The sequence below is a fragment of the Bradyrhizobium canariense genome, from assembly GCF_018130465.1.
Lineage (GTDB): Bacteria > Pseudomonadota > Alphaproteobacteria > Rhizobiales > Xanthobacteraceae > Bradyrhizobium > Bradyrhizobium canariense_C.
Window position 1 is genome coordinate 19,045 of the sequence record NZ_JAFCKJ010000020.1, and the last position, 24,645, is coordinate 43,689.

The 24,645-nt window shown below is 64.4% G+C and carries 21 protein-coding genes and 1 pseudogene; 12 read left to right on the top strand and 10 right to left on the bottom strand.

Going from position 1 to position 24,645, the window contains the following annotated elements; translation table 11 throughout:
- Window positions 1–18: 18 nt before the first annotated feature.
- From JQ591_RS33615 to JQ591_RS33635, 5 genes are read left to right on the top strand one after another with little or no spacing between them, the layout of a single operon-like run.
- Window positions 19–1,260 carry an ABC transporter substrate-binding protein gene (locus tag JQ591_RS33615; RefSeq protein ID WP_211400263.1) on the top strand — a complete coding sequence of 414 codons (1,242 nt, stop codon included), beginning with the start codon at window positions 19–21 and terminating at the stop codon, window positions 1,258–1,260.
- A gap of 10 nt (window positions 1,261–1,270) precedes the next feature.
- Window positions 1,271–2,146, top strand: coding sequence for a branched-chain amino acid ABC transporter permease (locus tag JQ591_RS33620; protein WP_211400264.1), 876 nt, complete (start codon window positions 1,271–1,273; stop codon window positions 2,144–2,146).
- Complete coding sequence (locus JQ591_RS33625) at window positions 2,143–3,141, top strand: branched-chain amino acid ABC transporter permease (RefSeq protein ID WP_211400265.1); 999 nt, start codon at window positions 2,143–2,145, stop codon at window positions 3,139–3,141. Before JQ591_RS33620 ends, JQ591_RS33625 begins: the two co-directional genes overlap by 4 nt.
- On the top strand, window positions 3,138–3,893 hold the full coding sequence (locus JQ591_RS33630) for an ABC transporter ATP-binding protein (RefSeq protein WP_211400266.1): 756 nt from the start codon (window positions 3,138–3,140) through the stop codon (window positions 3,891–3,893). Before JQ591_RS33625 ends, JQ591_RS33630 begins: the two co-directional genes overlap by 4 nt.
- Window positions 3,886–4,605, top strand: a complete 720-nt coding sequence (locus JQ591_RS33635; protein WP_211400267.1) for an ABC transporter ATP-binding protein — start codon at window positions 3,886–3,888, stop codon at window positions 4,603–4,605. The genes JQ591_RS33630 and JQ591_RS33635 overlap by 8 nt, the downstream gene beginning before the upstream one ends.
- Window position 4,606: 1 nt before the next feature.
- Here the strand turns inward: JQ591_RS33635 and JQ591_RS33640 are convergent, their stop codons facing one another.
- Together JQ591_RS33640 and blaBJP are read right to left on the bottom strand one after the other, a co-directional pair.
- Window positions 4,607–6,607 carry a putative bifunctional diguanylate cyclase/phosphodiesterase gene (locus JQ591_RS33640; RefSeq protein ID WP_211400268.1) on the bottom strand — a complete coding sequence of 667 codons (2,001 nt, stop codon included), beginning with the start codon at window positions 6,605–6,607 and terminating at the stop codon, window positions 4,607–4,609.
- A 327-nt stretch (window positions 6,608–6,934) separates the two neighbouring features.
- Window positions 6,935–7,814 (bottom strand): annotated as a pseudogene (gene blaBJP, locus JQ591_RS33645) (BJP family subclass B3 metallo-beta-lactamase).
- Window positions 7,815–8,083: 269 nt separating this feature from the next.
- On the opposite strand from blaBJP, the gene JQ591_RS33650 reads away from it, so the two are divergent.
- Window positions 8,084–9,400, top strand: a complete 1,317-nt coding sequence (locus tag JQ591_RS33650) for an alpha/beta hydrolase (RefSeq protein WP_211400269.1) — start codon at window positions 8,084–8,086, stop codon at window positions 9,398–9,400.
- A 12-nt stretch (window positions 9,401–9,412) separates the two neighbouring features.
- On the opposite strand, the gene JQ591_RS33655 is transcribed toward JQ591_RS33650, so the two are convergent.
- From JQ591_RS33655 to JQ591_RS33665, 3 genes are all read right to left on the bottom strand, one after another.
- On the bottom strand, window positions 9,413–9,685 hold the full coding sequence (locus tag JQ591_RS33655) for a Plug domain-containing protein (RefSeq protein WP_211400270.1): 273 nt from the start codon (window positions 9,683–9,685) through the stop codon (window positions 9,413–9,415).
- Between the two features lie 62 nt (window positions 9,686–9,747).
- Entirely contained in the window at window positions 9,748–10,809 is a 1,062-nt protein-coding gene (locus JQ591_RS33660; RefSeq protein WP_211400271.1) for a hypothetical protein, read from the bottom strand.
- A 318-nt stretch (window positions 10,810–11,127) separates the two neighbouring features.
- On the bottom strand, window positions 11,128–11,415 hold the full coding sequence (locus JQ591_RS33665) for a hypothetical protein (protein ID WP_211400272.1): 288 nt from the start codon (window positions 11,413–11,415) through the stop codon (window positions 11,128–11,130).
- A 186-nt stretch (window positions 11,416–11,601) separates the two neighbouring features.
- Here JQ591_RS33665 and JQ591_RS33670 point away from each other — a divergent pair, with 186 nt between their 5' ends.
- Window positions 11,602–12,414: an extracellular solute-binding protein gene (locus tag JQ591_RS33670; RefSeq protein WP_211400273.1), complete on the top strand. Its 813-nt coding sequence runs from the start codon at window positions 11,602–11,604 to the stop codon at window positions 12,412–12,414.
- Here JQ591_RS33670 and JQ591_RS33675 read toward each other — a convergent pair.
- Together JQ591_RS33675 and hisC are read right to left on the bottom strand one after the other, a co-directional pair.
- Complete coding sequence (locus tag JQ591_RS33675; RefSeq protein WP_211400329.1) at window positions 12,388–13,086, bottom strand: ABC transporter permease; 699 nt, start codon at window positions 13,084–13,086, stop codon at window positions 12,388–12,390. The two genes, JQ591_RS33670 and JQ591_RS33675, sit on opposite strands and share 27 nt — an antisense overlap.
- 238 nt (window positions 13,087–13,324) lie before the next feature.
- Window positions 13,325–14,377 carry a histidinol-phosphate transaminase gene (gene hisC, locus JQ591_RS33680; protein WP_211400274.1) on the bottom strand — a complete coding sequence of 351 codons (1,053 nt, stop codon included), beginning with the start codon at window positions 14,375–14,377 and terminating at the stop codon, window positions 13,325–13,327.
- 223 nt (window positions 14,378–14,600) lie between these two features.
- Here hisC and JQ591_RS33685 point away from each other — a divergent pair, with 223 nt between their 5' ends.
- The 5 genes from JQ591_RS33685 (at window position 14,601) to JQ591_RS33705 (ending at window position 20,608) form a co-directional block, all read left to right on the top strand.
- Window positions 14,601–16,079: an FAD-binding oxidoreductase gene (locus JQ591_RS33685; RefSeq protein WP_211400275.1), complete on the top strand. Its 1,479-nt coding sequence runs from the start codon at window positions 14,601–14,603 to the stop codon at window positions 16,077–16,079.
- Window positions 16,080–16,342: 263 nt separating this feature from the next.
- Window positions 16,343–17,194, top strand: coding sequence for a 3-hydroxybutyryl-CoA dehydrogenase (locus tag JQ591_RS33690; protein ID WP_007612992.1), 852 nt, complete (start codon window positions 16,343–16,345; stop codon window positions 17,192–17,194).
- A 138-nt stretch (window positions 17,195–17,332) separates the two neighbouring features.
- The gene (locus JQ591_RS33695) at window positions 17,333–17,797 is read left to right on the top strand and encodes a group III truncated hemoglobin (RefSeq protein ID WP_211400276.1); all 465 of its coding nucleotides are present in this window, start codon (window positions 17,333–17,335) and stop codon (window positions 17,795–17,797) included.
- Window positions 17,798–18,063: 266 nt separating this feature from the next.
- Complete coding sequence (locus tag JQ591_RS33700; protein ID WP_211400277.1) at window positions 18,064–18,717, top strand: ubiquinol-cytochrome c reductase iron-sulfur subunit; 654 nt, start codon at window positions 18,064–18,066, stop codon at window positions 18,715–18,717.
- A 151-nt stretch (window positions 18,718–18,868) separates the two neighbouring features.
- Window positions 18,869–20,608: a methanol/ethanol family PQQ-dependent dehydrogenase gene (locus JQ591_RS33705; RefSeq protein ID WP_211400330.1), complete on the top strand. Its 1,740-nt coding sequence runs from the start codon at window positions 18,869–18,871 to the stop codon at window positions 20,606–20,608.
- 306 nt (window positions 20,609–20,914) lie between these two features.
- Here the strand turns inward: JQ591_RS33705 and JQ591_RS33710 are convergent, their stop codons facing one another.
- From JQ591_RS33710 to JQ591_RS33720, 3 genes are read right to left on the bottom strand one after another with little or no spacing between them, the layout of a single operon-like run.
- The gene (locus JQ591_RS33710) at window positions 20,915–21,175 is read right to left on the bottom strand and encodes a hypothetical protein (protein ID WP_211400278.1); all 261 of its coding nucleotides are present in this window, start codon (window positions 21,173–21,175) and stop codon (window positions 20,915–20,917) included.
- A gap of 57 nt (window positions 21,176–21,232) precedes the next feature.
- Window positions 21,233–23,545, bottom strand: coding sequence for a xanthine dehydrogenase family protein molybdopterin-binding subunit (locus JQ591_RS33715; RefSeq protein WP_211400279.1), 2,313 nt, complete (start codon window positions 23,543–23,545; stop codon window positions 21,233–21,235).
- A gap of 1 nt (window position 23,546) precedes the next feature.
- Window positions 23,547–23,999 carry a (2Fe-2S)-binding protein gene (locus JQ591_RS33720; RefSeq protein ID WP_007601363.1) on the bottom strand — a complete coding sequence of 151 codons (453 nt, stop codon included), beginning with the start codon at window positions 23,997–23,999 and terminating at the stop codon, window positions 23,547–23,549.
- Between the last annotated feature and the right edge of the window lie 646 nt (window positions 24,000–24,645).

Consider the following 24,645-nt stretch of genomic DNA (forward strand, 5'->3'; position numbering starts at 1 on the left):
AGATAGTTGGAGGACATCATGCCCAAATCCGGTTCGACCCCGAAAATATCCCGCCGCACCGCGCTCGCCGGTCTCTCGGCAAGCGCGGCACTGCTCGCCATGCCGCGGCTCGGCCGCGCCGCGGACGAAACCATCCGCATCGGCTTTCCGACCCCGCTGACCGGCCCGTTCGCTGCGGAAGCGCGCGACCAGGTCAAGTGCGCCGAGCTTGCGGTCAAGCTCGCCAACGACAAGGGCGGCATCGGCGGCCGCAAGGTCGAGCTGCTGGTGCGCGACGACAAGCTCAACGCCGGCGAGGCCGCGACCCGCACGCTGGAGCTGATCGAGAAGGAAAAGGTTCACGCCGTGGTCGGCGCGCTCTCCAGCGCCGTGCAACTCGCCGTCAACGAAGTCACGCGCGCCCGCCGCGTGATCTACGTGTCGATCAGCCAGTCCGACACCATCAACGAGGCCAAGGATTTCAGCAAATACACCTTCCATGAAGCGCTGAACCCGCACATGACGACCGCTGCGGTGGCACGGCAGACCCTGAAGAAGGGCATGAAGGTTGCCCATCTCGTCGCCGACTATGCCTACGGCCACGAGATGCTGCGCGGCTTCAAGCGCGCGCAAACCGCGATCGGCGCGGACAATGTCGGCGAGATACTGCATCCGTTCGGCGCCGCCGACTATTCCACCTTCATGCCGCGCCTGATGTCGATGCGGCCGGACGTGCTCTGCATCTCCAATTTCGGCCGCGACCAGGCCAATGCGATCAAGCAAGCGGTGGACTTCGGCGTCAAGCAGCAGATGAAGATCGTCGTGCCGGTGATCCTGCACAACCAGCGGCTCGCGGTCGGCCCCGACGTGTTCGAGGGCGTGATCGGCGGCGCCAACTATTACTGGGGCCTGGAGACGCAGAGCAAGTCCGCCGCCGCTTTCAACACCGCCTTCAAGGCAGCCAATGGCGGCGCGATCCCGACCGACTACGGCGCCTACGGCTATTCCGGCGTCGGATCGCTGCTGGCGGCCATGCAAACCGCAGGTGGCACCGACACCGACAAGGTGGTCGATGCCCTGGAGAAGCTGCAATACGACCTGACCAAGGGTCCGCAGCATTACCGCAAATGCGACCACCAGTCGGTGCAGTCGGTGCTGGTGCTGGAGTCCAAGAAGAAGTCCGCCATGGCGAACGACAACGATCTGTTCGCCATTCTCGCCAACGACACCGGCTCCGACGACATGCTGCGCAGTTGCAGCGAGCTGGGCCACGCGACCTGAAGCCTGGCAAATGGACCTGTCGCTGATCATCATGCAGCTTCTTTCCGGGATCGCCCTTGGGGCGGTCCTGGTGATCACTGCGCTCGGACTGACGATCGTGTTCGGCATGCTCGGGGTGGTCAATTTCGCCCATGGCGCGCTGTTCATGATCGGGGCCTATGCGGGGCTGTATCTGGCGTCTCTCACCGGAAGCTTCTGGTGGGGATTGCTGCTGGCTCCCATCCTGATCGGTGCCTTCGGCATGCTGATCGAGTTCGTCCTGATCCGCAGGCTCTATGGGCGCTCGATCGACGATCCGCTGCTGCTCACCTTCGGCCTCAGCTACATCCTGGTCGAGGGCGTGCGGATCGTGTTCGGCAGCGACGGCATCCCGTTCCCGACCCCGCCGCAGCTGATCGGCGTGCTCGATCTCGGCATCGGCTTCTTCCCGCGCTACCGCCTGTTCGTCATCGCGCTGGTGGCGGTGGTGCTCCTGGTGCTCTGGCTGACGCTGGAGAAGACCCGGATCGGCCTGATCGTGCGCGCGGGCGCCCGCGATCCCACCATCATGCAGGTGCTCGGCGTCGATATCGGCCGGGTGTGGCTCGCGATCTTCGGGCTCGGCGTCGGGCTGGCCGCGCTCGGCGGCGTGCTCGCCGGGCCCATGCGCAGCGTCAATCCGGAGATGGGATCGCTGGTGCTGGCGGAAGCCTTTGTCGTGACCGTGATCGGCGGCCTCGGGTCGATCGTCGGGGCGGTCGTCGCAGGCCTCATGGTCGGCATCTCCATCAGCCTGGTCGCGCTGTTCGCGCCGGAGATGGCGACCATCGTCATGTTCGCGCTGATGGCCGTGGTGCTGCTGATCCGCCCGCAGGGCCTGTTCGGCGTCAGAGGGAGGACCGCGTGACGTCACCATCGAGCGGCGAAGCGGTCGCCAAACCCCCGTCCAGCGGGCTCGGCCGGCTTCTCGACCAACGCGTGTTGCTTTCCATCGCGGTGCTGGCGGTGCTGCCCTGGCTGCTGCCGTCCCAGGCGCTGGCCGTCAACGTCCTGATCTACGGCGTCGTTGTGATGGGCTACAATCTGCTGTTCGGCTACACCGGGCTATTGTCGTTCGGCCAGGCCGCCTTCTTCGGTGCGGGCGCCTATTTCACCGGCATTGCGATCGGCCGTTACGGCGTGCCCTGGTTCGCAGCGGTGCCGATCGCCGTTCTGCTCAGCACCGGCCTCGCCGCCGCAATCGGCATCGTCTCGACCCGCACCCGCGGCATCTACTTCTCCATGGTGACGCTCGCGCTGGCCCAGCTCGTCTATTACGTCGCGCTCCAGGCCTCGTCCTTCACCGGCGGCGAGAACGGCCTGCGCGGCTTCACGGTCGATCGCATCAGCCTGTTCGGCCTCCCCGTCAATTTCCTCGACCCCGTCAACAAATACTACGTGCTGATGGCCTTCGCCGCATTGGCCATGTGGTTCCAGTCGCGCATCCTGAACTCGCCCTTCGGCGCCGTGATCGAGGCGATCCGCGAGAACGAGCAGCGGGCGCGGGCCTGCGGCTACGACGTCGAGCGCAGCAAGCTGATCGTGTTCATGCTGTCGGGCGCGATCTCCTCGCTCGGCGGCTGCATGCTGGCGCTCCATCTGTCGATCGTGCCGCTCGACATCCTGCACTACCAGACTTCGGGCATGATCGTGATGATGGTGCTGCTCGGCGGCGCGCGCAGCTTCTTCGGACCGTTCGTCGGCGCGGCGGCGTTCCTGATCCTGGAGGACGTCATCTCGGTCTGGACCCCGCACTGGCAGCTCTTCGTCGGCGCGATCTTCGTCCTGTTCGTGCTGTTCCTGCCCAAGGGCATCTGGGGCACGCTGCTCGACACACTGGGTGTCGGAAAGGCGCGGCCATGAGCGGCGAATTGCTTCGTGCCGAAGGGATCGGCAAGCACTTCGGCGGCTTCGTCGCGCTCGAAGGCATCACTGTGTCTTTTGCGGCCGGACAGCTCACCTCGATCATCGGGCCGAACGGCGCCGGCAAGAGCACGTTCTTCAACATCCTCTCCGGCGCGCTGACACCAACGTCAGGCAAGCTGCACTTCAGGGGACGCGTGCTGAACGGCCTGCCGCAGCATCGGTTCGTGCATCAGGGTATCTCGCGCTCCTACCAGATCACAAACATCTTCCCGGACCTGTCCGTGCACGAGAACGTTCGCGTGGCCGCGCAGGCGTTGACCGTGAGCTACGACATCTGGCGCAACCGGGCTCGACTTACAGAACTCAACGCCCGCGCCGACGCTGCACTCGACGCGGTCGGCCTGCTTGGCCGGCGCGCCGAATTGGCGAAATTCCTGTCGCATGGCCAGCAGCGCGCGCTGGAGATCGCGATCGCGTTGGTCTCGGAGCCGGAGTTGCTTCTGCTCGATGAGCCGACCGCCGGCATGGGGCCGGAGGAGACCAAGGACATGGTCGCGCTGCTTGAGCGGCTCGCCGAGAAGCGCACTGTGCTTCTCGTCGAGCATAAGATGAAGATGGTGCTGGGCCTGTCCAAACGCGTCGTGGTGCTGCATCATGGCCGCCTGCTTGCAGACGGCGCGCCCGATGAGATCAGGAGCAATCCGGAGGTCCGCCGGGTCTATCTCGGACAGAGTGAAGGCTATGGCTGAGACCGCGCTGCTCGAAATTGACGGCCTCCACGCCTGGTATGGCGCGAGCCACATCCTTCACGGCATTTCCTTGCATGTGGACCCCGGTGAGGTGGTTGCCCTTGTCGGCCGCAACGGCGCCGGCAAGACCACGACCTTGCGGGCGATGATGGGCCTGATGCCCAAGGCGACCGGTCGCGTGCGCTTTGCGGGCAGGGAGCTTCTGCAGCTCCGCGCTCATCAGCGCTACCATCTCGGCCTTGCCTACGTCCCCGAGGAGCGCCGCATCGTCCCCGGTCTCTCCGTGCGCGAGAACCTTCGTCTCGGCCTCGTCGCGGCGGGAAGCGACATCGAGGAGCGCGCCGCGATCGACGAGATCGCCGAGACCTTTCCGCGCCTGAAGGAGCGTCTCGACCAGGAAGGCGTCACGCTATCAGGCGGTGAGCAGCAGATGCTGGCGATTGCACGCGCCTTGATCGCAAAGCCGAAGATGATCCTGCTTGACGAGCCGTCGGAAGGCATCATGCCCGTCCTGGTCGAGGAGATGGGCGTGCTGTTCCGTCGCCTGCGCGACGAGGGCAAGACGCTGCTCCTGGTCGAGCAGAACGTCGAATGGGCGCTGCGGCTCGCTGACCGTGCCGTGATCATCGATCAGGGTGAAGTCGTGCATCAAAGCAGCGCCGCGGCGCTGCTGGCGGACAAGGACATCCAGGAGCGCTACTGCGCGGTCTGATTCAGGCCACGACCCTGGCGCCGCTGAGGCGCTGGCGTTCCTTTGCGAGATACTCGTCGATCGCGTCGCCATGCATGGGCTTTGCGAAGTAGTAGCCCTGGATGAAGTCGCATCCCAGCCCGCGCAGGGTGTCGAGCTGAGCGAGAGTCTCGACGCCCTCGGCGACGCAGGCGATCTCCATGTCGTCACAGAGGCCCGTGAGGGACTTGATGATCTTGTGGCTCACCGGATTGTGGTTGACGTCGGCGATGAAGCTGCGGTCGATCTTGATCTTGTCGAGCGGCAGCCGGTGCACGTGGCTCAGTGAGGAATAGCCGGTGCCGAAATCGTCCAGCGAAATGCCGCAGCCCATCGCCTTCAATGCCGCGATCGACTCCTGTGCGCGCACGAAATCGAAGGTGACGGCGGTCTCGGTGATCTCGAAATCGATCCGGTGCGGCGGCAGCCCGCTCTTCTCGATGATGGTGATCAGCGGCAGGACGCCCTCGGGCGAGCAGACGTCGTGGGCGGACAGGTTGAACGATAGGCGGATGTGGTCGGGCCAGGTCCTGGCCGTCGCGAGCGCGCGCACCAGCAGCGCCTGCGTCAGCGGCCGGATCAGGCCGATGCGCTCGGCGGCCGGAATGAAGTCGGCCGGCGAAACCAGGCCGAGGCGGGCGCTGTGCCAGCGTGCCAGGACCTCGAAGCCAGCGGTGTGCTCGCTCATGGCGTCCACGATCGGCTGGAACACCAGGTCCATCTCGGTGCTGAAATCGGCGGTGCGTAGCAAATTCTCGATGACGCCGCGGCTGCGGATCTCGGCCTCGAGCTCGCTCGAGAAGATCACGGTGCGGCCGCGCAGATGGCGCTTGGCGTGATAGAGCGAATAGTCGGCGCATTCATAGAGCGCTTCCGCTGTCGTTGCCGATTGCGGGAATAGCGCGAAGCCGATCGAGCAGGACAGCCCGGTATGGGCGGTGTCGAGCTGGTAGGGCAGCTTGACATGGTCGCCGATGCGTTCGCCGAGCCGCATCAGATCCGCGTCATCGGGGTCGCCGCACACGACGAGGCCGAACTCGTCGCCGCCGAGCCTGGCGAATTCCACCCGCTGCGGGCCAAAGCCTTCGCAGACCTCGCGGATGCGCCGGCCCGCCTCGATCAGAACGCGATCGCCGACGGAATGGCCGTAATTGTCGTTGATCGGCTTGAAGCCGTCGAGGTCGATGATCCCGACGGCGACGCGAACGTTCTTGCGCTCGGCGTCAGCGAACGCGCTCGACAGTTCGGCGAAGAAGCGGCGGCGGTTCGGCAGCTCGGTCAGGGAATCGAGGTTGGCGAGGCGGAAGTTTTCGTCCGAGAGGGCTTGGGTGGCTGCCTGCTGCGCCAGCAGCGATTTGCGGCTGGCGACGAGATCGGCGAAGTCGCGATAGTAGATGAACAGCACCGTCACCATCGCGCCCGACACGAGCAAATTGTTGACGGCGATTGCCTTCAGCGTCGGCTCGCCGGTGGCCCAGAAGAACAACACATAGGGTACGTCGACGACCAGCGTCACGATCAGCGCCGCCGAGCGCAGATGCATCAGCGAGAAGATGCAGCCGATCACGGTCACCGCCATGTAGAAGGCGACCTGGCTCTTGGCGAAGGGATCGCCGTAAGGGTAGAGCGCGAAGGACCAGGCGGTGAAGCCCGCACCGATCGGCAATGTCATCCAGTTGGTGGCGCGCAGATTGCGCAGGATGTCGGCATCGGTGCGCACGAGATGCCGTTGGCGCAGCCACCAGAAGGTGCGAAGCGCGGCGAGCGCGGTCAGCACGGACGGCACGATGAGCGTCAGCCAGTCCGGGGCCACGTTCACATAGGTATAGGCAACAGCGATCGAGTTGCTCATGAGGAGGAAGTAGAGCAACGGGACCTGCTTGGAGAAGGCGTCGAACTGCGCGCGCGTGAGGTCGGGGTCGGTGGGCACGCGAAACAGTTGCATCGCGGCAACGACATAAGATTTCAAATTGGTGAAAGGCATTGCAATACGAGCCCTGGATCCCCTTTAAAACATGGGCGATCTTGCACGGCGGGGGTAAAGGTCGCGTTAGGTTGGTTTTGCGGGAAGGGCCAGCGAAGGTTGTACGCTACCGCGGAGTTTTCCGGCCGCGTGCATTGGTGAGGCCGCGTTAACGATATGTGGCCGCAGAAACGAGCGTATCGATTGCAAAACGTTGCAAGAACCTGGGTTACGCTCTGCTAACCATCGGTGTCGGTGCAGCGTACTGTCGCATCGCCCATGCTGCGAGCCGACGTGCTCGCACACCTCTCCTCGTCGAGGAAAGGTGTGCGCATGCCCCGACGACCGCTATTTCTTCTCGAGTGCGGCGGTCTGCTTGGCGAGCTGCTTGTCGAAATCCTCCGACAGGCTTGTGGCGTAGGTTGTGAGCTCACCCGGCTTGACGAACGGGTTCGGCGCGCCGTCCTTCATCTCCGCGCGCTTGGCCTGCATGCCATAGACCTCGGGATGCGGCCCGAGCAGCACGTCGATTTTCATCGCCTTCACCTTGGCGTAGGTCGCACGATAGTCGTCGACGATGCCGGCATGGGTCGGCTGGCCGACCAGCCGGTTCAACGCCACCGTGCCGCTACAGAAGAACAGCACCTCGCGGTCCTGATTGCCGTCCTTGACGGTCATCTCCCAACTCGTGCAGCCAGGCGAATGGCCGGGGGTGGCGTGAGCGGTCAACGTGGTGTCGCCGAGCGTCACCTTGTCGCCTTCCTTCACGGCGCGATCGACCTTCACCGCCGGGAAGGCAAGATCCTCGTTCTTCTCGTCGCCGGGATAATAGCCGCCTTCCAGCAGCGGCTTGTCGCGTTCGCCGGCCATGAGCTGGGCGCCGGTCTCCTTCTTGATCTCGGCGAAGCCGCCGGTGTGGTCGAAATGCGCGTGCGTGTTGAGGATGATCTTGAGAGACCTTGAGACCGAGCTTTGCGATGTTGTCCTTGATCATGCCGGTGGATTCCGGAAGCGCCGTATCCATCAGGATCAGGCCCTGCGAGGTCTTGATGATGTAGACGGCGATGCCGTCGGTGCCGACATAGTAGATGTTGCCGATGAGCTGGAACGGCTCGAACGGCGTGGTCCATTTCTTGGTGACCGCCGCAATGAATTCCTTGACGGTCTGCGCCTGCGCGCCGGTTGCGAGGAACGCCAGCGCGCACAGCGCGGCCGTGAGCTTTTTCATCGTTTTTCTCCCAGATTGTTCTTGTCGTTTTGATCGGGCGCGGCCGTCGCGCGGCGCGGCCGGCCGGCAAGCTACGTCGTGCGAGGTGTGGCAGCAACGGTCACGTGTCCGGAAAATTTCGGGGCATGCGCGGAATAACCATGCCTGTCCGGTTTGAGCATGGCGGCCATTGCTGCAACGCGGCCGGTTGGGGTTTGACCGCGCGCAGGCGGCTCGCCATACTTTGCGTCAAGACGAGCCAGAAAGACTCGTCAGCACCGGGAGCTAAAATGACCAATTCATTCTCCGTCCTTGCGGGGACGCTGATTTCCCTGTTCTCCCTCACTTCGATCGCGGTCTCGCAGCCGGCCTGCGTTACCCAGAACATGGCTGTACCGCCTGGGGCCAATACCACCGACAAGGCGGGCCCGTTCTTCATTGATACGACGGGTCTCGACTTCAGGACGGCGCCTCCGACGCGTGATCCCTCCAATCCCAACTATCCACGCGCAACCGAGCTGCCTGACGGAACGCTGCCGCCACCGGGGGCCGAGGGCAATTTCATCATCGGTCCCACCCACAATCCTGCGCCGGAGACGATCGCGAAGGAGGGCGTGCCGCGCGGGACGACAAAATCGTTCACGCTGTCGTCGAAGGAGAGCACCGTCTACAATCCGGGTCTGATCCGCGACGACGTTGCCGGCTGCACCAATTCCTCGATCATGACGACCGTCACGGCGGCGGACGACAGGTCGCACATGATCGTCACCACCAGCCACCCAGGTATCTGGTCGCGCACGATCGACGTCTACGTGCCGGCACAATATGTGCGCGGCAGCGAGGCGCCGTTCATCGTGGTCGGCGACGGCGGATCCAACGCCTACAAGGATCTCGCCGTCACGCTCGACAATCTGATCGCGCAGCGCCGCGTGCCGCCAATGATCGCGATCCAGATCGGCAATGGCGGGCAGGACGCGCAGGGCAGCCAGCGCGGCCGCGAATATGACGCGGTGTCAGGTGCCTACGCGCAGTTCGTCGAGCGTGAAGTGCTGCCGCTGGTCGAAAAGAACGCCGATGTCAGGCTCACCAGAAACCCCGACGGGCGCGCGACCATGGGGCTGAGCTCGAGTGGGGCTGCGGCCTTCACCATGGCGTGGTTCTATCCCGATCTCTATCACCGCGTGCTGGCGTTCTCGCCGACCATGGTCAACCAGCAATGGCCGCATGACCCATCGCTGCGCGGCGGCGCCTGGGAATATCACAGCGCATGGACGGGGCTGGCCGGTCCCAATCTCATCTCCAAGGCGGGCGTGCTCACGCCGGCCGAGCCGCCCGGCGTGCCGCTGATCGTCGCTGCGCCGACCAAGCCGATCCGTTTCTGGTTCTTCGGCGGCGATCAGGACCTGTTCTATCCGAACCCTACCATTCCCGACGGCATGCACGACTGGACCCTGTCCAACGCGCTGATGGCCAAGGTGTTGGCGGAGAAGGGCTACCATTATCAGTTTCTGTTCGTGCGCAACGCCAAGCACGTCGACCGTCCCACGATCGCGCAGACGCTGCCATCGGCGCTGGAGTGGGTCTGGAAGGGCTATCCGATCCCCTGAGCGGAAAGTGGCCTAGCGCCCGATCGTCACGCCGACGGTCGAGCGCATGGCGTCCTTGAGGCTCGTCGCATTCTTGTCGTCGAGCACCTGACGCGTCAGCACTGTGGTCTGGCCGGGCGTATTGAGGATCGTCTCGCCGCGCGAGGAGGAGAGCCGGTCGGCCTTGTAGGGTGAGGCCTGATCGGTGGCGGGCGCATGGCGCGGCCGCTTGCCGGCCTCTGCAAACGATGGCTGCGAGACGCAGAGGGCGGCAATCACGACCAGTCGCAATGATTTTGCGGGCATGCGATCTCCCACTTCAGGGCGTCAGCCCAGCATATGGGCGCGCCGTCGCAGGGAATAAAGGGTCAGGCGAGAGCGGCCTGGCGTTCCCGCACCGGTTCGCGGACCCGGTCGGGTTTCCCCGGCTCGGCCAGCCGCGTAAAACTGCGCTGGCTTGCGTGCGCGGGTGCTTCGACAATCACGCCTTCGCAGACGATCTGTCCGCCGAGCATCCTGAATTCCAGCTTGTCGTAGCGCGGCATCGTCTCGCCGGGTGCGGGCGGCAGCAACCCGACGCTCCCCTGGATGTTCAGTGTGGCATCACCGGCGCCGTGAAGCCGCGGATTCCACATCCTGATCCCGGTCTCCGCCCAGCGCTGCCGGATCAGCGCGGCGCGGTCGGCTGGTTCTGCGATCTTTGCACGGGTCTTCGGCGCGCTGGTGATCTCCGGCGCAGGAGCCTCGAGGGCCGGCTCCGGCGCATCGGTGACGACGCTGGGCGTGTTGGCGGGGTCTTCCGCGGCGCTGGGGGAGGGATCGCTGTCGATGCTGTCCTCAGGGACATGCTCCGCGGAGATTTCGCGATCGGCAAGCGCGGCACTCGTGTCGTCGTGAGTCGAGCGGGTATCCACGTCGACGACAGCGGAATGCTCGTAGCTGATGGCGAGAGCTGGGGCATCGATCGGAGCGACCTCGACAGACGAGGCCTTCTCCGCGACAACGGGCTCAACGTCGGCCGCGAGTTCGGAAGATGGACCGCCGTCGAGGACGAGTTCAGGAACATCAACCGTCTCAGTCTCGACGTCGGTGGGCGAGACCAAAACCTCCTCCACGACGACCGGCTCGACGTCTGACGGCGTCTCCCGGGATGGATCCTCGCTGCCGACATCGGCTGGCGCTTCCGACACGCTCTCCGCCATGACGGAAATAGCGGTGTCGTCTTCAGTGACCGGAGCCGCGACCGCGGCGTCGCGGTGCAATGGATCCGTGCTGATGCTGGTGTCGAGAGCCGGAGCGGCTTCTGCAATTTCGGCAACGAGGGCGGGCGAGGCGTCTGCGGTATCAGGCGCGACGTCGATGCTGCCGCCGTGCGGCAAGGGCCGAAGCCGGGTGAACGCCCATTTCACCGCGGGGATGCGGCGCAGCAACGATATCAGTCTCGAAAGCACTGGGAGTTGTCCAAGAGGTACTCGGCGTGAGGCAATCGCTGATTCGCCAGCAATGTAAAAATCCCCGGCCGTCACACTGATGTCAATGTCGGTGGGACCAATTGCAGAACATCCACGCATTAATCGCGCATAGCGGCGATTTGCCGGCCTGGCTGTAATCAAGGTGCAGCCCGCCAATACGCTTCGTTCGACATCATGACCTTCGTGCATGACATCGGTGACGACAAGCTCTGACGGCACGAAGACTTCTGGAGAGGGGACGATCGCTCCCTCTCCGGATTTCCGATCGATGCCGGCCTACTTTCCGGAGCCCGCGCTGCCGCCGGCCTGGCTGCCCATGTTATTGGTGTTGCTGCCGCCGGCGCTCGGAGCCTGTTTGCCCTTGCTGTCGGCGGCCTCGTTCTGCATGTTCGACGACGTGCCGGTCGTCATGCCCTTGGTCGTGGGGCCGCGCGACGAGGGGCCGACGTCGCCTTGGCCGGATGCGCCTTGGCCGGATGCGCTTGGGGCAGGTTGTGTCTGCGCGAAGGCGCCGCCGGTCGCCAGCGCCATGATGCAGGCAGACGCCAAAATGATCTTCTTCATCTGGTTCTCCTCCTGGGTTCACCTGCGGGACAACCTGCGCACGAGGCGGACGTTCCTAGTCGGCAGCGTGGCAAGGATCGCACCAAGGCGCGTTGCGGCGATTGTCGGGGTTCCTTGCACGGCTCTATCGACGGTAGAGTTTGGAACATCCGGCATCTGGTGTAAGGACGGGGCATGAAAAGGATAATGACTCAAAGGATAATGACTCTCGCGGCGGTTCTGCTCTGGTCCACGATCGCATTCGCGCAGGATCGCACCATTACTGTGGCCTCGACGACGTCGACGGAACAGTCGGGGCTGTTCGGCTATTTGCTGCCGCTGTTCTCGAAGGCCGGGGGCATCGACGTGAAGGTCGTGGCCGTCGGCACGGGCCAGGCGCTCGACATCGGGCGGCGCGGCGATGCAGACGTCGTGTTCGTCCATGACAGGCCTGCCGAAGACAAGTTCATGTCCGAAGGGCAGGGCGTGAAGCGCTTCGACGTCATGTACAACGACTTCGTCATTGTCGGGCCGAAGGGCGATCCGGCGAAGATCGCCGGCGGCAAGGACGTGGCCGAGGCGCTGCGTAAGATCGCGGCCGCGAAGGCGCCGTTCATCTCGCGCGGCGACAAGTCCGGCACGCACGCGGCCGAACTGCGGCTTTGGAAGGAGGCGGGCGTCGACCTCGGTGCGGCCAAGGACGGCTGGTATCGCGAGATCGGCCAGGGCATGGGCCCGGCACTGAACATGGCGTCGTCGTCGAATGCCTATCTCCTGTCGGACCGCGGTACCTGGTTGTCATTCAAGAACCGCGGCGAGCTTGCCGTCCTCACCGAAGGCGACAAGCGGCTGTTCAACCAGTACGGCGTCATGCTGGTCAATCCGGCAAAGCATGCGAACGTGAAGGCGCAGGACGGGCAGGCCTTCATCGACTGGCTCATCTCTCCGAAGGGGCAGGAGGCCATTGCCGGCTACAAGGTCGGGGGCGAGCAGCTATTTTTCCCCAATGCGCCCAACTAGCAGGAAGGCGACGGTCGACACTGCGACGCTGAGTGCGAGCAGGATCAGCCCGAGCCCGAGCGCCAGCGGCAGGTCGCCCTTGCTGGTCTCCAGCGCGATCGCAGTCGTCATCGTGCGTGTGAAGCCGCGGATGTTGCCACCGACGATGAGGATGGCGCCAACCTCCGCGATCGCGCGCCCGAAGGCTGCGAGAAAGGCTGTCAGCAGCGAGGTCCGGCCCAGCGCGAACAGCAAGCCGATGCTGCGCAGTGTTGACAGCCCGTCGATCCGCGCCAGGTCGCCATACTCCGCCCACAGCAGGCTCGCCGGCCGGTGCACAAGTGCGACCACGATCGGTGTGGCGAGCAGTGCCTGCGCGACCACCATGGCCGCCGGCGTGAACAACAGGCCGGCCGCCCCGAGCGGGCCGGAGCGCGACAGCAGAAGATAGAGCGCGAGCCCGACCACGACCGGCGGAAGGCCAAGCAAGGCATTGGTCAGGACGATGATGACCTGCCGCCCGCGGAATCGGGTGATCGCAAGCAGGGCCCCGAACGGCGCCCCGATCAGAAGCGCGACGATGCTGGCGGTCAGGCTGACGCGCACCGACAGTCCGACGATGCCCAGAAGCTCTGCGTCGGCCTCGCCGATCAGCGTGAATGCGGCGCCGATGGATCGCGCGAAGTCGTTCATCCGTGCCTGAGCTTCGGCGCCCGCCACGACGTCTCGGGTGCGTCGATTTCGGGACTGCGGAGGTGTTTCACGTATATTTCCCTGAGGGTATCGTTGCGCGAAGCAGCGGCGCGGTCGCGCTCCGCAAGGCAGGTTTGGTAACCCGAATTTGACCGGAAATCAAAGCCGCGGGCGGCATGGCACGAGGTCCGCGTTCGGCCTCATCGTTTGACGTTGGCCGATGCCGGGACCGTGGAGCTCAGATCAAGCCGCGCAGCACTTCGACAAGCCGGGCACATTCGGCCTCCGTCCCGACCGTGATGCGCAGGAAGTCCTCGATGTGCGGCTTTCCGAAATGCCGCACCAGAACGCCACGTTGGCGAAGCGCTGCCGCGAGATCTGCTCCGCTCCGGCTTCGATGGCGCGCGAAGACGAAGTTTGCCAGCGACGGCAGCACCTCGAAGCCGAGCTGTCCAAGCTCGCGGGCCAGGGTTTCGCGGCTTGCGATGATACGGGCGCGGGTCTCTCGGAACCAGCCGTCGTCCTCGATCGCGGCGACGGCGCCGGCGATAGCGAGGCAATCGACGGGATAGGAGTTGAAGCTGTCCTTCACCCGTTCCAGTGCTTCGATCAGCGGTCGTTGGCCGATGGCAAAGCCAACCCGCAGGCCGGCGAGCGAGCGCGATTTCGAGAAGGTCTGGATGACCAGCAGATTGTCGTGGCGTGCAACCAGCGGCACGGCGCTCTCGGCGCCGAAATCGACATAGGCCTCGTCGACCACCACCAGCCGGTCCGGCCGTTCGGCGAGCAGCGATGCGATGGCGTCGCGCTGGAGGGCGATGCCGGTAGGAGCGTTCGGATTGCAGAGAAGGATGGCGCTCGATGGTCGCCTGTAGTCGGAGATATCGATCCTCATCGCAGCATCGAGCGGCACCTCGTCATGCGCAATTCCATAGAGGCCGCAATAGACGGGGTAGAAGCTGTAGGTGACGTCGGGGAACAGAAGCGGCGTATCGTGCTTCAGAAGAGCCTGGAAGGTGTGGGCCAGAACCTCGTCGGAGCCGTTACCGACGAACACCTGCTCGGGCGCCACATCGCAATGGGCCGCGATCGCCTCGCGCAGGCGAGTCGCGCGCGGATCGGGATAAAGGCGCAGCCGCTCCGCAGCCGATGCGATCGCCGCCAGCACGCGCGGCGAGGGCGGGTAGGGATTCTCGTTGGTATTGAGCTTGACGATGCCGTCCTGCTTGGGCTGCTCGCCGGGGACGTAGGGCGAAAGCGTGTGGACGACCGGACTCCAGAAACGGCTCATGATCTCCAATCCGAGTTTGATCGGGGCACAGTAGGGTATGCGGGACCGCGGCGGAAGTGCGCCTGCATTCAGCATTCCAGGCAAATCGGCACAAGGCTTACCGCCGGGACGTTCCCGCAGGCGCGACCCCTATGCTAGGGTCGTCGTGCCACCGCCCAGAATGAAAACAAGAACGAAGGCCGGTGCGCTCCAGGGCGCAGAACGGCCGAAAAGAGAGGAACACATGCCGGGTGCAGCCCTTCCCACCGCCCCCTCGATTCCGACCGCGCCCGTGACGTCGACTGTTCTCGACAGCTTGCGGGCAATCGTCGGCGACAAAGGCCTGATCCTGGACGAGCAAGACAAGCAGCCCTTCGTGACCGACTGGCGCGGCACGCTGGCGGGGCAGGCCGCGGCGGTCGTGCGTCCGGCCAGCACCGCGGAAGTCTCCGCTGTCGTGAAGCTCTGCCACGACAACGGCATTGCCATCGTTCCGCAAGGTGGCAACACCGGCTTGATGGGCGGCGCCACGCCGTGGCCTATGCACCGCGGCATTGTGCTGTCGCTCGGTCGCATGAACCAGGTGCTGAATGTCGATCCCGTCGGCTACGCCATGACCGTGGAGGCGGGCTGCATCCTGGAGACGCTTCAGGACACGGCTGCGCGCCACGACCGCCTCTTTCCGCTCAGCCTGGGTGCTCAGGGCTCGTGCATGATCGGAGGCAATCTGTCCACCAATGCCGGCGGCGTGCAGGTGCTGCGTTATGGCAATGCGCGAAATCTGGTGTTGGGTCTCGAGGTTGTGCTGGCTAACGGCGATGTCTGGGACGGCCTGCGCGCACTCAAGAAGGACAACACCGGCTATGACCTCAAGCACCTGTTCATGGGCGCCGAAGGGACGCTCGGTATCATCACCAAGGCGGTGCTGAAACTCTGGCCGGCGCCGAAAGACGTGTGCACGGCATGGCTCGCGATTCGCGATCCCAAGGCAGCCATCGACCTTCTGTCGGAGGCGCATGCCGCTTCCGACGACAATGTCGGCTCCTGTGAGCTCATCAGCCGTGCGTGCACCGACATGGTGCTGCGCCACATTCCCGGCACCCAGGATCCTCTCAAGGCTGAGACCGAATGGTATCTCCTTCTCGAATGGTCGTCGGCCCGGCCACGGCAGGACGGTGGCACGGGCATTTCGGACAGGATGGAGCAGTTCCTGGCCGACCAACTCGAGGCGGGCCGGGTGTTGGATGCGGTGATCGCGCAAACCGAAGCGCAGTCGCGCAACATGTGGCGAATTCGCGAGGCTGTCGCCGAAGCTTCGCGCACCGAAGGTCCGGGCTTGAGCTACGACGTGTCGGTCGCGGTCTCCAGGATTCCCGAGTTTATCGACAGCGGTCTCGAGGCCGTGCTCGCAATCCTGCCGACGATCCGTCCCTATCCGCTTGGCCACATCGGAGACGGCAATGTGCACTTCTCCTTCATGGGCCCGAAGGGCATGGACCGCGAGACGCTCTCCCAGTATTCCGCGGCGATCACACGGGCCGTCAACGACCTCGTCACCTCCATGGGCGGCTCGATCTCGGCGGAACATGGCATCGGCATCGAGAAGCTCGACGAACTCCAGCATTATCGCTCCCGGACCGAGCTCGACATCATGCGCACGATCAAGCGGGCGCTCGATCCCAAGAACATCATGAATCCGGGCAAGGTGCTTCGTCTCGGTTGAGGCGCGATCGCCTCGATCCCGGTGCTCCCCGAACCCCCGGCGCTCCCGGGGACGGGATGCCGCAGATGGGCCGGGCCAAATAGGCCGGGGGGCGCCACATCATGCCGTTTCGGGACCGAAAGGCGGCTTTATTCCCGCCTTGGATGCTTTAAGGAAGGGGCAGGATCAGGTCGCACCCGCCCGGGGGCGGTGCTAGACCCTGATGCAGGAACAATGGGGCGAGGCCGGTATGGCACGTCCGCAAGGATGAAGGATTTGAGGCAATGATCCAGACCGTTGGCATCATCGGGGCAGGGACCATGGGGAACGGCATCGCGCAGATCTGTGCCGCGGCCGGGCTTTCGGTCGTGATGGTCGACATTTCCGATGCGGCGGTGAACCGAGGGATTTCGACCGTCGGCGGCAGCCTCGAGCGCCTGGTCAAGAAGGAGAAGATGTCGGCGGGCGATCGCGACGCCACGCTCAAGCGCATCACCGGCACCACCGACCGTGCGAAGCTCGTCGATTGCGACCTTGTCATCGAGGCCGCGACCGAGAACGAGGAGCTCAAGGTCAAGATCCTGAAGGATCTCTGCGCGACGCTGTCGCCGCGCACGCTGCTCGCCACCAACACCTCGTCGATCTCGATCACGAAGCTCGCCGCGGCGACCGACCGCCCCGACCGCTTCATCGGAATGCACTTCTTCAACCCGGTGCCGGTGATGGCGCTGCTGGAGCTCATCCGCGGCTTGCAGACCTCCGACGACACCCACGCCAAGGCGCTGGATTTCGCCAAGCGCGTCGGCAAGGTGGCGATCACCGCGAAGAACAGCCCGGGCTTCGCCGTCAACCGCATCCTGTGCCCGATGATCAACGAGGCGATCTTCGCACTCCAGGAGGGGATCGCGACGGCGGAGGAGATCGATGCCGGCATGAAGCTCGGCTGCAACCATCCGATCGGGCCGCTGGCGCTCGCCGATCTCGTCGGGCTCGACACCATGTTGTCGGTGATGGAGGTCTTTTACAAAGGCTTCAACGACCCCAAATACCGTCCGGCCCCCTTGCTCAAGGAAATGGTCGACGCCGGCCATCTCGGCCGCAAGACCGGACAGGGCTTTTACACCTACGGCGCCTGACCATGGCGCAGGCGGCGGGCGTTTAGTGCTCGCCGCCCAGACCCCGCAATTTGCGCTGCGACAAAGACGCCGCGCGCAATTGGCCCGACAATGTCGAACGGGCGGCCTGCGGGAACAACGGAACGGATAACGAAGGACATGTCGGATCGACTGAAGGCCGAGCGCGAGGCTGCGACCGCGCGGCGGAACCTGCTGACCCAAGACGCGATCGAGCGCACGGGGATCACCGAAGAGATGATCGGGGAACTCGTCACCCGCTTCTACGGGCGAGTCCGTGAGGATGCGCTGCTGGGGCCGGTGTTTGCGATTGTGCAGAATTGGGACGAGCATCTCGCCAAGCTCAGGGATTTCTGGTCGTCGGTCGTGCTGATGAGCGGCCGCTACCATGGCTCGCCGATGCGGGCGCATATGCCGCTGAGCCTGGCTGGCCATCATTTCGACCGCTGGCTCGATTTGTTCGAACAGACCGCGCGCGAGGTCTGCCCGGCGGCGGCAGCGGCGCTGTTCATCGACAGGGCGCGCCGCATCGCCGACAGCTTTGAGATGGCGTCGGCAACATTGGCCGGTCGCATCGCGGCACCGCGTCACGTCCTCAGGTCCTGACGACGATCGGCCTGCCTGCAAAACATGCAGCGACCCCGGTTTCGCTTTTGCGTTGCACGACTGGATCGAGCGGTGCAGCAATTCCGTCATCATCGGGCTGGTCTGCAAAATCATCATGCGAAGCGCGCGGTGAGACGTTGAAATTGCGAAAACGCGCTTGATTGCTTTCATGCTTGCTCAATCAAAGCGAGCAAAGCCATATTGATGCATTGCGGTGCCAATTATTTGCCTTTTTTTTGGCAGAGTTCCAGCGCCAGCTAGGGCGCATGTCGAGTGCATCGTTCAACACACCCTCTTCATCCTCCGACAACACAGCGGAATCCGAAGCTGACGCCAGCACGGAGCAAACGCGGCGCGCGCTCCTGATTGGCGCGCTGGCCACCACGACGTGCCTTGCCTGTTCCACGCAAGTGCGCGCGGGCGAGGATCCGCCTGGCTCCGATGAGCGGCCGCAGAAGGGCGATCTGCTGGTCTTCTCGGAAGGCGATCAGGAAGGAAAGCTCATTGTCGCGGCCGATCTGCCCGCCGGCGGACCGCCGGTGCAAGCCTGGCCGAAAGACCCGAAGACATCGGTCGTGCGCAGCGCCTCGCGCCTCAACGAGGTCCTGATCATCCGGCTCGATCCCGCCGAGCTCGACGAGCAGACCAAAGCACGCGCCGTCGACGGCATCGTCGCCTATTCGGCAATCTGCTCGCATGCCGGCTGTCCGGTCACGGCCTGGGTGAAGAGCGATGTCGGCGACAAGGAGGTGTTCAAGTGCATGTGCCACAACTCCGAATACGATCCTCGTGCGGGCGCGCAGGTCGTGTTCGGGCCGGCGCCGCGACGGCTCGCGGCGCTGCCGCTGGCGCTCGCTGACGGTTCGCTCAGCGTCGCCGGCAACTTCACCGGAAAGGTAGGTGGCGCGCAGCCGGGATGATGGACGTGCGGGTTGTGCCCGCGTCACGAGAGGCCGCATCCGCCGATGGGCGGACGACGGGACGAACGACAAGAATTCCAAACAAGAATTCCAAACAAGAATTCAGAACAAGAATTCAAACGGATGAAAAAGGGGAACGTCCATGAAATCCATGACCAGGAAGCAATGGTTACTGTCCGGCTTCGTCGCCTTTACGTGTCTTGCATCGACTCTTGCATCGACCGCCGCCGTATCAGGCCCGGTCGAGAACTACGCGCCGGTCACCGCGCAGCGGTTGGAAAACCCGGAGCCCGCCAACTGGATGCTGTACCGGCGGACCTATGACGGGCAGGGCTACAGCCCGCTCGACCAGATCAACACCTCGAATGTGAAGAACCTCACCCCGGTCTGGACCTTCGCGACCGGCGTCGTCGAAGGTCATGAGGCGCCGCCGATCGTCAACAACGGCGTGATGTTCGTGGCGACCCCGATGGGGCAGGTGATCGCGCTGAACGCCAAGACCGGTGACGAATATTGGCGCTACAAGCGGCAGCTTCCCGACGATCTGTTCCAGTTGCATCCGACCAGCCGCGGCGTCGGCCTCTGGGAGGACAAGCTCTATCTCGCCACCACCGACGACCATGTCGTCGCGCTCGACGCCAAGACCGGCAAGGTGGTGTGGGACACCAAGGTGCAGGACTACAAGAAGGGCCAGTACATGACCCTGATGCCGCTGATCGTCGACGGCAAGGTCATCGTCGGCGGCTCCGGCGGCGAGTTCGGCGTGCGCGGCTATGTCGCCGCCTATGATGCCAAGGACGGCAAGGAGCTGTGGCGGACCTATACCATTCCCGGCGAAGGCGAGCCCGGCCACGACACCTGGCAGGGCGAGGACTGGAAGAACGGCGGCGGCTCGGCCTGGATGACCGGCAATTACGACAAGGACACCAAGACGATCTATTGGGGCGTCGGCAACGCCGCGCCGTGGCCCGGCGAGATGCATCCCGGCGACAATCTCTATACCTCGTCGGTGCTCGCGCTCGATCCGAACAACGGCAAGATCAAGACCTATCACCAGTATCACCAGAACGATTCCTGGGATTGGGACGAGGTCGAAGCGCCGATGTTGATCGACCTGCAACGCGACGGCCGCAACATCAAGAGCCTGGTCCATCCGGGACGCGATGCGATCTTCTGGATACTCGAGCGCACGCCGACCAAGATCAACTACGTCGCCGGCTGGCCGTTCGTCTCCACCGACGTCTGGAAGGGCATCGATGCCGAGAGCGGCAGGCCGATCGTCGATCCCGCGCACAAGCCGATGGTCGGCAAGCGCGTGGAGTTCTGTCCGTCACTGTGGGGCGGCAAGGATTGGCCGTCGGCGGCCTACAGCCAGAAGACCGGCCTGGTCTACGTGCCCGCCAACGAGAATTTCTGCGGCGGGTTCACCGGCGAGAAGGTTCCGCTCAAGCCCGGCGAGCTCTGGCTCGGCACCAAGCCGGAGGACATCGGCCTGAAGACGAAGCCGGGTGCCGATCATTTCGGCGAACTCCAGGCCTGGGATCCCGTCACGGGCAAGAAGATGTGGCAGCACAACTTCCCCAAGTCGCAGCTGTTCGGATCGGTGACGGCGACCGCAGGTGATCTCGTCTTCGTGGGCGGCACCAACGACCGCAACTTCCGCGCCTTCAACGCGAAGTCCGGCGAGCTGTTGTGGGAGCAGAAGACCAACTCCGGCATCATGGGTATGCCGGTGTCCTATGAGATCGACGGCACGCAATACATCGCGATCCAGTCGGGATGGGGCGTGGATGCGCAGCGCATCCAGGATGCACTCGTGACCAACAATATCGGCATCGAAGCCAATGTGCCGCAGGGCGGCGTCGTCTGGGTGTTCGCGCTGAAGAAGTAAGCTCCGCTGGCGGATCGAAAGAAGCGGAGTGTCAGGGGGCAAATGCGGCGGACGGCAACGTCCGCCGCATTTTGCGTGCCTTCTTCTCCTTCTCCCCTTGCGGGGGAAGGTGGCGCGAAGCGCCGGATGAGGGGTTCTATCCGCACATTACAATGTGCGAGATTCGCGCAGGCATACCCCTCACCCAAGCGAGATCGTGGCAACCGGCGTCGCTGCCCTCTCCCGCAAGGGGAGAGGGCACATCGATGCGCTTCGGCGAAGAAGTAGATCCGATAATCACGGCGTCAAAACGCCGATGCGCCAGATCTACTTCCCCTGCCGATCCACCTTGTCCTTCTCCTTCTGGTTCATCTCCTGAACCTTGGGATCGGTGCTGCTCTGCCCGGTGGTCTGGGTGGTCGAGGCGGGCGGGGCATTGGCGTTGGGCAGCGAGTTCTGGTCCGGCGCAGCTGGGCGCGTCGCCGTGGTCGGCGGCGTGGTGTTGCTCTGGGCGTATGCGCCTGCGGCAGTCAAGAAAAAGGCGCTCGACAGCAACGAGACTGTGAGCGCCCTTGAGATGTTGGTCATCGATCTGCTCCTGTCAGATCGATGCAAACGGCGCGAGGCCGCTTTGTGTTCCCGCCTTTACGCTTCCAATTGCTTGCCGAGCGGGAGGTTGCGGATGCGTTTTCCGGTCGCGGCGAAGATAGCGTTCATCAGCGCCGGCGCGAACGGCGGGACACCGGGCTCGCCGGCGCCGCTCGGCGGCGTGTCGGGTCCGGGCGGCACGATGTAGACGTTGGTCACCAGCGGGGATTCGTCCATCCTGAGGACCTGGAAGTCGTCAAAGTTCTTCTGCTGCACCTTGCCGTCTTTGAAGGTGATCTCGCCGTATTTGGCGAGACTCAGCCCCATGATCGCCGCGCCCTCGATCTGCGAGGCGATGCGCTCGGGGTTGACATAGGTGCCGCAGTCGATCGCGGTGTCCACCCGCGGCACCGTCAGCTTGCCCTTGTCGTCGACGGCCACCTCGACGATGGTCGCGATATAGCTGACGAAGCTGCGGTGCACGGCGATGCCGAGGCCGTGGCCCTTCGGCACCTGACGGCCCCATTCGCCCTTTTCGGCGACCAGCTCGACCACCTTGCGCAGGCGCGCGGTGTCGATCGGATAGCTGTCGAAGGGCTCGCCGTAGTTCCACATGTCCTTCACGGCGGGCTTGACGATGCGCGGGGTGCCGATCAGCGCGAGCAGCGTCTCCTTCTGGTCGCGGCCGGTCGCATGGGCGATCTCGCCGACCATCGACTGGACCGCGAAGGCGCGCGGGATGTTCGAGACCGAGCGGAACCAGCCGATGCGGGTGAACGCCGCGGCTTCCGGGTTTTCGCAGGAGATGTTGGCGATCTCGAACGGCATGTCGACGAGGCCCATGCCGAGCTCGAAGGGCGCTTCATGCTTTGCACCGGCCGCGAACGTCGAGGCGATGCTCGGGGCCACGCTGCGATGGCGCCAGGCGATCACCTTGCCGCTCTTGTCGAGCCCCGCCTCGATCCGTTCCACGGAGACCGTGTGCAGGAAATCGTGGCGAACGTCGTCCTCGCGCGTCCACTGCACCTTGACGGGCGCGCCGAGTTCCTTCGACAGCAGCGCGGCCTCGAGCGCAAAGTCGCATTTCGACTTGCGGCCGAAACCGCCGCCGAGCAGCGTGACGTTGACCGTGACATTGCCCTCGGGAATGCCGAGCGTTTTTGCGACGTCCTCGCGCGTGCCGCCCGGGCTTTGCACCGGCGCCCAGATCTCCGCCTTGTCACCCTTGACGTCGGCGACCGCCACCGGCGGCTCCATGCTGACATGGGCGAGGTGCGGCAGATAATATTCGCCGACGACGATCTTGTCGGCGCCCTTCAGAGCAGCATCGGCATCGCCTTCCTGGCGTACGACGAGGCCCGGCTTGCGCGAGGCCTCCTCGAGCTCCTTGCGGTAGGCGACGGAGTCGTATTTGCCGTTGGCGCCGTCGTCCCAGGTCAGCTTCAGCGCGTCGCGGCCCTTGATCGCCGCGCCGGTGTTGCGCGCGATCACGGCAACGCCGCCGAGCGGCTGGAATTTCGACGGCCACGGCCAGCCTCGCACCTGCATCACCTTCTCGACCCCTGGGACCTTCAACGCCGCGTCCGGATCGAACGAGACCAGCTTGCCGCCGGTCACCGGCGGGCGCGCAATCACGGCATACTTCATGCCAGGCAGCCGCACGTCGGCGCCGTAACGCGCCTTGCCGGTGGTGATGTCGTGGAGATCGACGATGCTGATTTGGCCCTTGCCGAGATAGCGGAAGTCCTTGGGGTCCTTCAGCTTGAGCCCTTCGATGCTCGGCACCGATTCCTTGGCGGCATCGGCTGCGAGCTCGCCGAAGCCAAGCTTGCGGCTCGTCGCGCTGTGGACGACCTCGTGATTGACGGCCTTGACCTCGGTCGCCGGCACACCCCAGCGTTTCGCGGCGGCTTGCTCCAGCATGGTGCGGGCGGAGGCCCCGATCTGGCGCATCGGGATCAAATAATGCCGCGTGCTGCGCGAGCCGTCGGTGTCCTGGTTGCCGAACTTGACCTCGTCGCCATGGGCCTGTTGCACCTTGACCCTCGACCAGTCGGCTTCCATCTCCTCGGCCACGATCAGCGGCAGGCTGGTGCGCACGCCGGTGCCCATCTCGGCGCGGTGGGCGAGGATGGTGACGGTGCCGTCGGGCGCGACCGCGACGAACACGCGCGGATCGACCACGACGCCGTGCGGCATCTTGTCGGCGCCGGTCTCATAGGCGAACGCCTGGCGCGACATCACGGGGGCGGCGAGCACGAAGCCGCCGGTGATGCCGAGTCCCTTCAGGATGCTGCGGCGCGAGACCTTTTCGACACGGACGTTCTTTTCGAAGCCACGAAGCTTCTCCGGGTTGTCGATGAAATTCATGTCACACTCCCGTAGATGCGAGATGGACCGCGTTCTCAATGCGCTGGTAGCAGCCGCAGCGGCAGATGTTGCCGGACATCGCTTCGCGGATCTGGTCGTGCGACGGCTTCGGGTTGTCCATCAGCAGCGCAGCCGCCTGCATGATCTGGCCCGCCTGGCAGAAGCCGCACTGGGGAACGTTGACCTGACGCCAGGCCTTCTGCACCGGGTGATCACCGTTCGGATGCAGTCCCTCGATCGTCGTGATCTCGCGGCCGGCGACGTCGTTGATCGACGTGATGCAGGCGCGCACGGCTTCCTTGTCGACGATGACCGTGCAGGCACCGCACAGGGCCTGGCCACAGCCGAACTTGGTGCCGGTCAGCCCGGCCTCGTCGCGCAGGAACCAGAGTAGCGGGAGATCCGGGTCGCCGTCCCAGCTCTGTTCCTGGCCATTGATCTTCACCTTGATCATGATCGTCCCTCGCTCTTCATAAGCTTGCTGATTTCAAACTTTCCAGATGCCGGTCGGTGCAATGCCCGCTGCGCGGCGTTGCATTCCAGCCGTGGTCCTGCGCGGGCAGATCCCGGCAAGAATCAGGAATGCCAATGTCATGTCCGGATGTGCTCGATACCTCCCGTCTTGTTCTTGATTATTGAATTTCGCGCGGCATCGTCACGACGCGATCGTAGCAAGGATCGCTTCGGTCCTTCGTTCACAGCCAAGTGTTCTTGAGTCAGCTGTTCTCGACGGGAAAAGATTGCAACGAAGGTTTGTCAAAAGCAGGGCGCGGCATCACGCCGTGTGCCTCTCGAAATGGGCACAATGAAAAAAGCTTCGTCCGCCAGAAGAACTGTGCGGACGAAGCAAGATGCCTCAGTCGAGGGAGGGAGAAACGCAGGCGCCGCGGACTTCAAGCAGAAAGCCGGTGGCCCTGCGCAGTCATTCAGAGACCAGGACTGAGGGAGCTGACGACCCCCGCATACGCAGAGTGGAGGAGCAGCGGCGGCGTTGCCGCGATTGTCCCGGGGCCGGACCCGTCCGGCTCGCTGGCTGTGGTGGAACCAGCGAGCGGACGGGGCGCGGCAAACGTCTGGCGGCCTTGCTCAGGCGGCCTCGC